The sequence below is a fragment of the Streptomyces sp. NPDC056580 genome (assembly GCF_042793175.1).
GTDB lineage: Bacteria > Actinomycetota > Actinomycetes > Streptomycetales > Streptomycetaceae > Streptomyces.
Window position 1 is genome coordinate 12923 of sequence record NZ_JBHTVE010000011.1, and the last position, 12158, is coordinate 25080.

Here is a 12158-nt window from a genome sequence, read left to right on the forward strand (position 1 = left end):
TGCGGCGCGGCCCTGCGGTCTCTCACCCCATCGGCCCAGCGCCGGAGACCGCTTCACACGATCGGGGGAAGTGGCCTCGAACACAAGGCCGGTCCCGCGGGGTGCGGGTACCGTCCCGGTTCCGGCGCGCCGCCGGTGTCAGCCTCGCAGGGGCATGCCGCCGAGCAGCGGGTTCTGCTGGTTCACGGCGGTGGTGGCGTCCTTGACCGTGTGCAGGACGGAGTCCTTGTTCTCGGTGCTGAGCGCGTCCGACTGGTGCTGGAGCGGCATCACGTCGTGCACGGTGAGGGGGTGGTGGGTGAGCGTGTCCACCGCGCCGTTGAGGCTGGTGGGCCTGAGGTCGGCCGAGTTCTGGGCGAACGCGGGCGCGGCGGCGCCGACGATGGCCATGGAACCGGCAATGACAGCGGCGGCCTTCAGGGACTTCATCGTGTTCCTTCCTTCGGCAACTCACGTCACCCGGGGCGATCTGACACCGTGTCCAACGAGTGGCCTCCACGCCGGAAACCCCGTACCGAAAAGGCATATGAGATGCCGCCGGGCAGCGCGAAGCCCCGGCCGCCGTGCGCCGGCGGGCACGACGGCCGGGACTCAGGCGTGGGAGCCGTCACCCGGCCGGGAGCGCCGGGGCCGCCGGGAGGCTGGGCAGGGCCGGGCTCGGGGCGGGGGTGGGGGTAAGTGTCCCGGCGCCCGGGAGGACCGGCTTGAGCAGGCCCAACAGGCCGTTCACCACACCGGTGGCGGCGGGCAGTACGTCGTCGAGGCTGGAGACGACGGCCTTGACCAGGGCGTCGATCGCGCCGGTCAGCTTGGCGAGCGCGTCGCTCGCGGCGTCCCGGGCGACGGGCCCCGCCAGGCGTGCGGAGCCGTCGGCGGCCGGCGGGGTCGGTGCGGGGGCGGGCAGGCCGAGGGTCTGGCTCATGGCGCCGGCGGCGGACCCGGCAGGCGCGGCGGGAACCGCGGCACCGGCCGCCGTGGAAGGCGTGGCAGCGGGGGGCCTCAGCGGCGCGGAAGGCGTGGCGGCGGAAGGCCTCGCCGGCGCGGAAGACATGGCAGCGGAAGGCCTCACCGGCGCGGAAGGCCTCGCCGGCGCGGAAGGCGTCGCCGCCGGGGGCCTGGCGGCCATGGAGGGCGACGCGGCGGTGGACAGCGACGCGTCGGCGGAGGGCGTCACGGCATTGGTGGGTGTGGCCGCCGGCGCCGTGGGCGTCATCGCCGTGAGCGGCTTGGCGGGCGCGGCGGCGGCGGTCGGCGCGGCGGCGGCCGCCGGAGCCCCGGTGGCCGCCCCGGTGACGGCGCGCTTGGCCGCCACGCCGAGCCGGTGGGCCTCACCCGGCGTCAGCCGGCCTTCCCTGAGCGATCGTTCGAGCAGTTCCGCTACCGGCGCGGGGACGGAGCCGGTGTCGCTGAGCGCTCTGATGCGGGCGAGCAGCGCGTCGGCGCCGGGCACGGCCGGGTGCCGGGCCGTCCGGGTGCGCTCCCCGGCCAGGTCGGTGGCGACGGCGGCCGAGCCGGCGATGCCGACCAGGAGGGCGGCGCAGAGGGCGGCGGACGTGAGACGGCTCGGGGGCAGCGCACGCATGCGGGTTCCTTTCGGCGGGACTGGGGTCTCAGCCCACCGTTGGACCGCCGGTGGCGCACCGCAACCGCTCACCGGCCCGAGTGGAGCATCCGGGGGAGGCGGTACGCGAACCGGCCGCCCGTCCGTGCGCGAGACACGGGCGGACGGCCGGCGAAGGGGCGGGTCCCGGCGTCAGTCGCTTTCGCAGCCGCTGCCGAACGCGGGGTTCAGCAGGCCGATGACGTCGACGGTGTCGCCGCAGACGTTGACCGGCACGTGGATCGGGGCCTCGATGACGTTGCCCGACAGCACGCCCGGGGAGTTGGCGGCGAGGCCGTCCGCACCCGAGTCGGCGGCGGCCACGCCGACGCCGCCGGCGACGGCCGCGACGGCGGCGGAGGTCAGAACCAGACCCTTCGCGATACGCGACATGGAGAAGTGCTCCTTGGGGATCGACACACATCCGGGCGGAATGCCCAGCGCTGTGTCAACGCGTGGCAGCGGCCGGGGTTCCGCCGCCAAAGGGGTGATGTGCACCTGAGTGGCCCTTCACGAATCAGACACACTTGCCCGGTTTCTTCGGATTAATCCCCACGCCTCATAGAGTTGCTGCCCTCTCCACCACGAGGGAGAGAGCGGACGGCGTACCCCATTCGCCGCCGGCAGATGTGTTCGACGACGGCCAGGCCCGGCCCGGTCGGCGGTGACCAGCCGGGCCACCGGCTCGTTGCTCTGTATGTGACGTGGACCGGCGCACTCCTCGTGGCCGCGGACGCGCCGGCACGACACGCGTACCCACCCGCAGCCCCGAGCGTCCCTGAGCGAGGAACCCGCGCATGCACCAGCCAGCACCCGATCCTCGGCCGCGGGTCCTGCATGTCGCGCAACCCGTCGACGGCGGGGTCGCCCGTGTCGTGCTCGATCTCGCGCGGGCCCAGCTCGCCGCGGGCACGCGGGTCACGGCCGGCTGTCCCGGCGGTGAACTGGGCGCGGAGCTGCGCGGGATGGGCGCCGGCTTCCGGCCGTGGCGGGCCGCGCGGTCCCCGGGTCCCGGACTGGCCGGTGAGGTGAAGCGGTTGGCACGCCTGATCGAAGAGGTGCGGCCCGAACTGGTGCACGCGCACAGCGCCAAGGCCGGGCTCGCCGCCCGGCTGGCGGTACGCGGCCGCATCCCGACCGTGTTCCAGCCGCACGCATGGTCGTTCGAGGCCGTCGGCGGGGTGACCGCGGGCCTCGCACTGCGCTGGGAACGCTGGGGCGCCCGGTGGGCCGACCGGATCGTGTGCGTCAGCGAGGCGGAGCGGGCCACCGGGGAACGCGCCGGGGTGCACGCCTCGTACGCCGTCATCCCCAACGGTATCGACACCGGCCGCTTCTCCCCCGCACCCACGCCTGCCGCAGCGGGTCCCGCCGCCACCGCCACCGCCCGGGCCGCGCTCCTGCCGGGCCTCGGTCCGTCCGCACCGCTCGTCGTCTGCGTCGGGCGGCTGTGCCGGCAGAAGGGGCAGGACGTGCTGCTGCGCGCCTGGGAGCGGATCCGGTGCGCGGTGCCGGACGCCCGGCTGGCGCTGGTCGGCGACGGACCCGACCGGGACGCGCTGCGCGCGCGTGCGCACCCCTCGGTCCGTCTCGTGGGCGCGGTCGCCGACACGGTGCCCTGGTACCGGGCCGCCGACCTGGTGGTCCTGCCCTCGCGCTGGGAGGGCATGGCCCTCGCCCCGCTGGAGGCCCTGGCCTGCGGGCGGCCCGTAGTACTCACCGACGTCGACGGCGCCCGGGAGAGCCTGCCGCCGGCCCTCGCGGACCGCTGTCTGGTACCGGCGGCGGACCCCGCGGCGCTGGCCGGAGCCGTCACCGCGCTGCTCATCGACGCCCCCCTGCGCGCCGCGCTAGCGGACCAGGGGCGCCGTCACGTCCTGTCCACTCACGACGTGCGGCACACCGCCGAGCGGGTCGCGGACCTCTACCGCGAACTGCTCGGACCCCGGCCACCCGTGTCCTTCGAGCGCAGGGAGTCCATCCACTCGTGACCGCGGAAAGTACCGTCCCATCCCCCGGCGGCCAGCCCTGGGACCAAGGACTCTCGCCCCTCTCGGTCCTGCCCGCGCGCGCCACCGGCGGGTCCCGGTTCCCGGTGCGCCGGTCGCCGGCGCGGCCCGCCTCGCCGCTGCCGCTGCTCACCGCCGACCTGCTCGCCGCACTGGTGGGCGCTCTCGCCCTGGAAGGCGCCGTCCACCGCCCGTTACTGGTCGCCGTACTGGTGGCCGGAGCCATACTGCTGCGGCCGCGCGCGGTGCGGCCGGTGCTCGGCGTGCTCGACGAACTGCCCTCCGTCTGCGGCCGGATCGCGGTGACCTGGCTCGCGCTGGCCGCACTGCGCGCCGCGTACGAGCCGGGCCAGGCGCTGTCCGCCCGCACTCTGCTGCTCGGCTGGACGCTGCACGCGGCGGCGGCCTGCGCGGGGCGCGGCGCGGTGCACTGGCGGCGCCGCGCCGTCCTGGCCGGCCGTCCGCGCCCGGCGCTGGTCGTCGGTCCCGCCGCGACCTCTCAGCGGGTGGCCGCAGCGCTGCTGCGGCATCCGCGCTGCGGGGTGCGGCCGGTGGGCGTGGTCGCCGAACACTCCGAGGACCCGGGCGGACTGCCCGTGCTCACCACGGAGGAGGAGGTGGGGCGCGCGCTCATCCAGAACGGCGTACGGGACGTCCTCAGCGTCGCCCCGGCCGTGCGCAGCGGACAGGAGCCGCTGACGCGGACACTCCTCGAGGCGGGCTGCACGGTGTGGGAACTGGACGCGGAACGCCCGGCGCACGGGTCGAGCGACCAGCTCGCCGGGTTCGCCGTGCGCCGGCTGGACCTCGGTCCGGGGCGGCGCGGCAGCCTCGGCAAGCGGCTGCTGGACGTGCTGGTGTCGGGGGCGCTGCTGCTGCCGGTCTCGCCGGTGCTGCTGCTGTGCGCGGTGGTGCTCCGGCTCACCGACGGCCCCGGCGTGCTGTTCCGGCAGGAGCGCATCGGCAAGGACGGGCGCCCCTTCACGCTGCTGAAGTTCCGCACCCACCGCCCGGTCGACCAGCACGAGGCGGCCACCCGGTGGAGCGTGGCGGGCGAACGCGACATGAGCCCGTTCTGCCGCTTCCTCCGGGTGAGTTCGCTGGACGAGCTGCCGCAGCTCTGGAACGTCTTCCGGGGCGACATGAGCCTGGTCGGGCCGCGCCCCGAACGGCCCTACTTCGTCTCCCTGTTCAGCCAGGCCCACCCCGGCTACGCGGACCGTCACCGCATGCGGACCGGCATCACCGGCCTCGCCCAGATCAACGGTCTGCGCGGCGACACCTCCATCGAGGACCGGGCCCGTTTCGACAACGCCTACATCGACAACTGGTCGCTGTGGCAGGACGTCTGCATCATGCTGCGCACCGCGGTCGCGCTCGTGCGGTCGGCGGGGAGCTGACCGATGAGCCTCGCCTTGCCGATGCGCCGCCCGTTCCGGCCCTCCCCGGCGCTCTCCGTGGTGGCCGTGGTCGCGCTGCTCGCGCTGCCGGGCCGGAGCGGCGGCGCGGGCGGCGCCGGCCCGGCCGACGCCATGTCCGCCGTGGTCGTCGCCCACTGCGCCGTACGGCTCCTGCGGGAGCGCCGGCGTCCGCTGTCCCGTACCGCGGCCGTCGTGCTCGGGCTGCCGGTCGCCGGTCTCGCGGTCGCCGCGATGGGCGCGGTGTCACCGGGCGCCGGGGTCGCCGGTCTCGGCCGCTACCTGCAGATCTTCGTCCTCGTGCCCGCCGCCGTCCTCCTGCTGGTCCGCGACCGCCGCGACTTCCGGCTGCTGGCCTGGTCGCTCGTGGCGCTCGCGCTGTGGCAGGGGCTCCTCGGGGTGCACCAGTACGTCACCGGCACGGGGGCGTCGTACGAGGGCGAGGACGTCCGCGCCGTGGGGACCTTCGGGGCGTCGGACGTGATGGGCATGGCGACGGTGGTGTCCTTCGGGCTGGTCTGCGCGGTCGGCCTGGCGCTGGGCCGCGCCCCGGTGCGCGAGCGGTGGGCCGCGGCGGCCTGCGCCGTGGCCCTGCTGCCACCGCTCGCCCTGTCCTTCAGCCGGGGCGCCTGGATCGCCACCGTGGTGACCGTCGCCGTCCAGCTGGCACTGGCCGGACCGCGCCGGGCGCTGCGGGTGGGGGCGGCGGCGGTGGCCGCGGGCGTGGTCCTGGTGGGCGGGTTCGGGCTGGGCACGGCGATGCTGCAGGAGCGGTTCGACAGCATCACCCAGGTCGCCGACGCGCCCGACCAGTCCGTCACCGACCGGTACACCATGTGGGCGGCGGCCACCGACATGTGGCGGGAGCATCCGCTGACCGGCGTCGGTCTCAAGGGCTTCCCCGAGTACCGGGACGGCCACGCCTCGCTGGCGCTGTCCTCGGGCAGCGACACGGCGGGCGCGGGCGCCGCCTTCCACCGGCAGGCGCTGCTGTCCCCGCACAACATGTACCTGCTTGTGCTCGGCGAGCAGGGTCTGCTCGGCCTGCTGGGCCTGGCGGGCGGCTGGCTGGCCCTGCTGGTGTGCGCGCTGCGGAACCTGTGGCGGACGCGGCGTTCGCGCGGGGGCCGGGAGTGCGCCCTGATCGCCTGCGGGCTGCTGGTCTGGCAGTTGGTCGACTTCGCCTACGCCGACATCGGCGGCCCCTCGACGGTACTGACGGCGGTGTGCCTCGGGCTGGCGGCCTGGTGGGCGCTGTCCGGTGCCGCGACGGCCGACCGCGCCCCGGCGCCGGGAGAGGCGGCCGCGCGATGACGGCGACGCCCTCCCGCGGACCACGGGACCCCCGGCCACCGGCCGGGCCGACGGCGGACCCGGAAGCCGGCGGGCCGGCTGTGCCGGTGACGAGCCCGGAAGCCGGCGGGCCGGCCGGGCCGGTGACGGGCTCCGCCGAGGCGGGGCAGTCGGGCGGAGGATCCGTGCCCGCCGCACGGACGGCCGCGCCGGGCGTCGCGCCCAGCGGGGACGTCTCGCCAGGAGCCGCGACCGACACCCCTCTGACTTCCGACGCCCCTCCGACTTGGGACGCCCCTCCAAGTTGCGACGCCCCGCTGACCTCCGGCAGCGCCGTGGACTCCGACGCCGTTCCGGAGCGTGGCGGCGGCCCGGAGTCCAGCGCCACCCCTCGATTCAGCATCGCCCGGCATCCCAAGACCGCCCCGGAGTCCGGCAGTGACCCGGCAACCGGCACCGCACCGGGATCCGGGACCGCCCGGGGCGCTGGCGCCGCCCCAGTGCCCAGCACCTTCCCGACGACCGGCGCCACCCCTGGCACCGCCACCGTCACCCCCGGCACCAGCGCCGCCACCCTCACCACCCCCCGCTTCCTGGCCCGCGCCGCGCTCGTCACCGCGTCGCTCTCGGTCGCCGGGGCGCTTCTCGGGCTGGTGCGGGATCAGACGCTGGCCCAGCTGTTCGGGGCCGGGCGGGACACCGACGCCTTCCTGGTCGCCTGGACCGTGCCGGAGTTCGCGGCCACGCTGCTCATCGAGGAAGGGCTGGCGTTCGCGCTGATCCCGGCGTTCAGCGCGGCCCTGGCCCGGCGGGCCCAGGGCGCCCCCGGCGACCCCGTGCGCGCCCTGGTGGCCGGCAGCCTGCCCCGGCTGTCGCTGGCGTTCGCGGCGGTGGGCGCGCTCTGCGCCGCCGCCGCTCCGCAACTGGTCGGCGTGCTCGCCCCCGGGCTGCCCGATCCCGCCCTCGCCGTCGACTGCACCCGGCTCACCGCGACCTGTGTGCTCAGCTTCGGGCTCGCCGGGTACTGCAGCGCGGCGCTGCGGGCCCACGGCCGCTACCTGGCCCCGGCGGCGATCTACGTCGTGTACAACATCGGCATCATCGCGGCGATGTTCGCGCTCGGCGGCCACTGGGGAGTGCGCTCGGCGGCGTTCGGGGTCGCGGCCGGCGGATGCCTGATGGTGCTGGTCCAGCTCCCCGACCTGGTGCGCCGGCTGCGCGATCGCCGGGCGCCCCGGGCCGTGTCCGGGGACGGCGCCGGCGGCCGGCCGGTGGACGTCGCGCTCATGGCCACCGTGCTGCTGTTCGGTCTGTGCCGGCAGTCGCAGGTGCTCATCGAGCGGTTCTTCGCCTCGCAGCTGCCCGCCGGGGCCATCTCGCACCTGAACTACGCGCAGAAGGTCGCGCAGATCCCGATGATGCTGTCGATGATGCTGTGCACGGTCACCTTCCCGGTGGTGGCCAGGGCCATCGCGGACGGCGACACCGAGCGGGCCAGGACCAGGGTGGAGCGCGATCTGGCGGTGGCCGCCTGCCTGGTGCTGCTCGGCGCCGCGGCGGTCGTCGCCTGCGCCCCCCAGACCGTCCATCTCCTCTTCCAGCGCGGCGCGTTCACCGCGGCCGACACCGCGGCGACGGCGGACGTCATGCGGGTGTACGCGCTCGGCCTGCTCGGCCAGACCCTGACGGGCGTGCTGGTCCGCTCCTACTTCTCCGCGGGCCGCCCGACCTGGTACCCGCTCGCCGCCATGGCCGCCGGCATCGTCGTGACCTCCGGGACCGGCGCCGGCACCATCGGCCGCTGGGGCGTCACCGGCATCGCCGCCGCCAACGCCGCCGGCATCACCGTCACCTCCGTGCTGCTGCTGGCCGGCATGGCCTCGCACAGCGTGCCCGTGCGGGTCGGGGGCGTGCTGCGCGAGCTGAGCCGGCCACTGGCGGCCGCCGCGGTGGCCGCCCTGGCGGGGGCGTTCGCCGCGGGCCTGCCCGCCGTGCCGCTCGCCGGCCTGCTGGCCGGCGGGACCACCGTGACCGTCGTGTTCGTCCTGCTCGGCCACGCCCTGGGCGCCCAGGGATGCACCACCGCCGTCCGATTCGTCCGCACCCTCGCCGGAAGGCTCGCCCATGCCGTCCTCCGTTGAGTCACCCCGGCGCGCCGGCGCCGCCGGCCCCGTCCGCGTCCCGTGGATCGCCATGTACCACTCGGTCGGCGACCGCTCCGACGACCCGTACCGGATCACCGTCACGCCCGACCGGCTGGAGCGGCAACTGCGCTGGCTGCGCGACCGCGGACTGCGGGGGGTGTCGGTGCGCGAACTGCTCGCCGCCCGCGCCCGCGGCGAGGGGCAGGGCCTGGTCGGGCTGACCTTCGACGACGGCTACGCCGACTTCCTCACCGGCGCGGCCGAGGTGCTGGCCCGCTGGGAGTGCACGGCCACCCTGTTCGCGCTGCCCGGCCGGCTCGGCGGCGACAACGCGTGGGACCCGCTGGGCCCGCGCAAGCCGCTGCTGACCGCCGAGGGGATCCGGCGCGCGGCCCGGTCGGGGGTGGAGATCGGCTCGCACGGTCTGACCCACGTCGACCTGACCGGGGCCGACGACGTCACGCTCAAGGCGGAGACCGTCGAGAGCCGGGCCCTGCTGGAGGGGCTGACCGGCGCCCCGGTCACCGGCTTCTGCTATCCGTACGGCGCGGTCGACGCCCGTGCCGCCGACGCGGTCCGGGAGGCCGGGTACGGCTACGCCTGCGCCATCGACCCCGGCGCGCTGACCGGCCCGTACGCCCTGCCCCGGGTGTACGTCGGGCAGCACGACACCGGTGTGCGCCTGCTGCTGAAGTACCGGCTGCACCGGCTGCGCCGCCGGCCGGTGGAGGAGCCGCGGTGAGGGCGCTGCACATCATCACCGGACTCGGGGTGGGCGGCGCGGAGCAGCAACTGCGGCTGCTGCTGCGGCACCTGCCCGCGCGGTGCGACGTGGTGACGCTGACCAACCCGGGGGCGGTGGCCGACGGGCTGGCCGCCGACGGGGTGCGGGTGACCCACCTCGGCATGAACGGCAACCGGGACGTGGCGGCGCTGCCCCGCCTGGCCCACGTCATCCGGCACGGCCGCTACGACCTCGTGCACACCCATCTCTACCGGGCCTGTCTGTACGGCCGGATCGCCGCCCGGCTGGCCGGGGTGCGCGCGGTCGTCGCCACCGAACACTCCCTCGGCGACTCGCAGATGGAGGGGCGCCCCCTCACCGCGGGTGTGCGCGCGCTGTACCTGGCCGGCGAGCGGCTGGGCCGGACCACCGTCGCGGTCTCCCCCACGGTCGCCGAACGGCTCACCCGCTGGGGGGTGCCCCGGCCGCGCATCGCGGTGGTGCCCAACGGCATCGACCTGGACGGCTTCCGCTTCGACCCGGAGCGGCGGCGGCTCACGCGCGCCCGGCTCGGGCTGCCGGACGACGCGTTCGTCATCGGCGGCATCGGCCGGCTCACCCCCGGCAAGCGCTTCGACGTCCTGATCGGGGCCCTCGCCCGGCTCCCCGGCGACTGCCGGCTGCTGCTGGTCGGCGGCGGCCCGCAGGAGGCCGCCCTGCGCCGGGCCGCCGAGGAGTCCGGCGTGGCCGGCCGGGTGCTGTTCACCGGCGAACGGCCCTACGTCCCGGACGGCTCGCCCGGACCCGATCTGCCCGCGCTGACCTCGGCGATGGACGTGCTGGCCGCGCCGTCCCCGGAGGAGGCCTTCGGGCTGGCCGTCGTCGAGGCGCTGGCGGCCGGGCTGCCGGTGCGCTACGCCTCCTGCCCGGCCCTCGAGGACCTGCCGCCCGAAGCCGCCCCGGACGCGCTGCGCGTCACGGGCGGCGCCGACGCCTACGCCCGCGCGCTCGCCGGGGTGCGGGCCGCCGGGCCCGGGCCCCGCGCCGCCCCCGAGGCGCCCCGCCACTACTGCATCACCCGCAGCGCCGCCCGGCTTATGGACGTCTACACGGCGGCGCTCGCCGGCACGCCCACCAGGTCCCCATCGCCCGAGAGAGTCAGCTCGCCATGACCGAGAATCCCACCCGGCACTCCCGTCCGGCCCGCTTCAAGCGCCTGCGCGCGCTTCCGCCCTGGTCGCTGGCGGCGGCCGGCGTCCTCGCCGGCGGGCTGCTCGGCGGCGCCTACGGCGTGCTGAAGCCGCCCACGTACACGGCTACCAGCTACGTGATCGCCGTGCCCACCCAGAGCTCCGACTCCGCCGCCGCGGTCGGCTTCGCCCAGGCCTACGGCCGGGTCGCCACCGATCTCGCGGTGCTCGGCGACGCGCAGGTGTGGGCCGGGGTGCCGGTGAACACCCTGCGCGGCAGCGTGCGCACGGCCACCTCGCCGGACGCCCCGATGGTCGCCGTCTCCGCCACCTCCGGGCGCCCGGCCAGGGCCGCCGACATGGCCAACGCGGTCGCCCGCTCCCTCGCCCAGCACGCCAACGCCACCAAGGCCGACACCCATGTCGAGCTGGTGCAGTTCTCCCGGGCCCCGCGGCCGACCGCGCCCACCTCGGCCTCCCCGGTGGTCACCGGCCTGGTGGGGGCGAGCGCGGGCGGACTGCTCGGCGCCCTGGTGCTGCTGGTGCGGCCACGGCGCCGGCCCGAGGAGGAGGCCGGGTCCGATGCCGGGCGCCGTCCGGCGGCGGTGCCCGGCCCGGCCGTCGCCTCCGACGCGCACGGCCAGCTGTGACGGCCACCTGCCCGGCGGTCCGGGCCTGCACGACCGACCTCGTCACCGACGAGGACGCCTTCGCCGCGCTGGCCCCGGCCTGGGGACGGCTGTACGAGCGGTGCGCCACCGCGACCCCGTTCCAGCACCACGCCTGGCTGCACTCGTGGTGGCGGTCGTACGGCGGTCCCGGCCGGCTCCGGGTGCTGCTGGTGCGCTCCGGCGACGAACTGGTCGCCGCGGCGCCGCTGATGCTGGTGCGCCGCCCGGTGCCCGCGCTCGTCCCGCTCGGCGGGGCGATCTCCGACTACGGGGACGTGCTGCTGGACGACGCCGACGACGGGCGCGCGGCCGAGGCCCTCGCCGACGCCCTGTGGGACGCGGCGCGCACGGCGCTGATCGACTTCCGCGAGGTGCGGCCCGGTGCCGCCGTGGAGCGGATCCACGACCGCTGGCGCGGGCCGCGCCGCACGGTCCGCGACTCGCTGTGCCTCGAACTGCCCGCCGTCCCGCTGGCCGAGCTGGCCGCCCGGCTGCCCACCAAGCGGGCCCAGCGGGTCCGCGCGCAACTACGCAGGCACGCGTCGCTGGGCGTGGTGCGGCACGTGGCCCGTCCCGACGAGGCGCCCGAGGCCCTGCGCCGGCTGCTGGAGCTGCACCGGCTCCAGTGGCAGGAGCGGAAGGTGACGGCCGAGCACATGCAACCCCGGTTCCGTGAGCATCTGGTGCGCGCGGTGACCGAGATGGTCCGCTCCGGGAACGCGCTCGTCACCGAGTTCCGGATCGGCGAGGACGTCGTCGCCGTCGACCTGACGCTGGTGTCCCGGAGCCTGACCGGCGGCTACCTGTACGGCGCGCATCCCCGGCTGCGGGAGAGCAAGGCGGACGTGGCCGTGATGCTGCTGGACGCGTGCAGCGAGCAGGCCGCGCGTGCCGGCGGCGACGGAAGCGGCACGCTGAGCCTGCTGCGCGGCGACGAGCCGTACAAGCAGCACTGGCGGCCCGAACCGGTCCCCAACCGGCGGCTGCTGATGGCCCGGCGGCGGACCGCGCCGCTGCTGTCCGCCACGCTGTCCGGCGCGGCCGCCCGGCAGTGGGGCGGCCGGGTGCTGCGCCGGTGGCGCCGGCAGCCGTCGGGCTGACGCCGGGGG

11 protein-coding genes are annotated in these 12158 nt (G+C 76.4%); 8 read left to right on the plus strand and 3 right to left on the minus strand.

Annotation, left to right across the window (positions count from 1 at the left end; translation table 11 throughout):
* Positions 1-138: 138 nt before the first annotated feature.
* The 3 genes from ACFQ9Z_RS24450 to ACFQ9Z_RS24460 all read right to left on the minus strand — a co-directional run bounded on the left by ACFQ9Z_RS24450 (position 139) and on the right by ACFQ9Z_RS24460 (position 1993).
* Complete coding sequence (locus tag ACFQ9Z_RS24450; RefSeq protein WP_383022490.1) at positions 139-429, minus strand: hypothetical protein; 291 nt, start codon at positions 427-429, stop codon at positions 139-141.
* 178 nt (positions 430-607) lie between these two features.
* The gene (locus ACFQ9Z_RS24455) at positions 608-1582 is read right to left on the minus strand and encodes a hypothetical protein (RefSeq protein WP_383022493.1); all 975 of its coding nucleotides are present in this window, start codon (positions 1580-1582) and stop codon (positions 608-610) included.
* Positions 1583-1753: 171 nt separating this feature from the next.
* Positions 1754-1993 carry a chaplin gene (locus ACFQ9Z_RS24460; protein ID WP_383022495.1) on the minus strand — a complete coding sequence of 80 codons (240 nt, stop codon included), beginning with the start codon at positions 1991-1993 and terminating at the stop codon, positions 1754-1756.
* A gap of 404 nt (positions 1994-2397) precedes the next feature.
* Between ACFQ9Z_RS24460 and ACFQ9Z_RS24465 the strand changes: the two genes are divergently transcribed.
* From ACFQ9Z_RS24465 to ACFQ9Z_RS24500, 8 genes are all read left to right on the plus strand, one after another.
* The gene (locus ACFQ9Z_RS24465; RefSeq protein ID WP_383022498.1) at positions 2398-3591 is read left to right on the plus strand and encodes a glycosyltransferase family 4 protein; all 1194 of its coding nucleotides are present in this window, start codon (positions 2398-2400) and stop codon (positions 3589-3591) included.
* Complete coding sequence (locus ACFQ9Z_RS24470; RefSeq protein ID WP_383022504.1) at positions 3588-5009, plus strand: exopolysaccharide biosynthesis polyprenyl glycosylphosphotransferase; 1422 nt, start codon at positions 3588-3590, stop codon at positions 5007-5009. Before ACFQ9Z_RS24465 ends, ACFQ9Z_RS24470 begins: the two co-directional genes overlap by 4 nt.
* Before the next feature lie 3 nt (positions 5010-5012).
* Positions 5013-6341: an O-antigen ligase family protein gene (locus tag ACFQ9Z_RS24475; protein ID WP_383022506.1), complete on the plus strand. Its 1329-nt coding sequence runs from the start codon at positions 5013-5015 to the stop codon at positions 6339-6341.
* Positions 6342-6820: 479 nt separating this feature from the next.
* On the plus strand, positions 6821-8461 hold the full coding sequence (gene murJ, locus ACFQ9Z_RS24480) for a murein biosynthesis integral membrane protein MurJ (RefSeq protein WP_383022508.1): 1641 nt from the start codon (positions 6821-6823) through the stop codon (positions 8459-8461).
* Positions 8445-9206: a polysaccharide deacetylase family protein gene (locus tag ACFQ9Z_RS24485; RefSeq protein ID WP_383022511.1), complete on the plus strand. Its 762-nt coding sequence runs from the start codon at positions 8445-8447 to the stop codon at positions 9204-9206. The genes murJ and ACFQ9Z_RS24485 overlap by 17 nt, the downstream gene beginning before the upstream one ends.
* Complete coding sequence (locus ACFQ9Z_RS24490; RefSeq protein ID WP_383022513.1) at positions 9203-10360, plus strand: glycosyltransferase; 1158 nt, start codon at positions 9203-9205, stop codon at positions 10358-10360. Before ACFQ9Z_RS24485 ends, ACFQ9Z_RS24490 begins: the two co-directional genes overlap by 4 nt.
* Complete coding sequence (locus ACFQ9Z_RS24495; RefSeq protein ID WP_383022515.1) at positions 10357-11028, plus strand: lipopolysaccharide biosynthesis protein; 672 nt, start codon at positions 10357-10359, stop codon at positions 11026-11028. Before ACFQ9Z_RS24490 ends, ACFQ9Z_RS24495 begins: the two co-directional genes overlap by 4 nt.
* Positions 11025-12149, plus strand: a complete 1125-nt coding sequence (locus tag ACFQ9Z_RS24500) for a GNAT family N-acetyltransferase (RefSeq protein ID WP_383022517.1) — start codon at positions 11025-11027, stop codon at positions 12147-12149. Before ACFQ9Z_RS24495 ends, ACFQ9Z_RS24500 begins: the two co-directional genes overlap by 4 nt.
* Positions 12150-12158 lie beyond the last annotated feature (9 nt).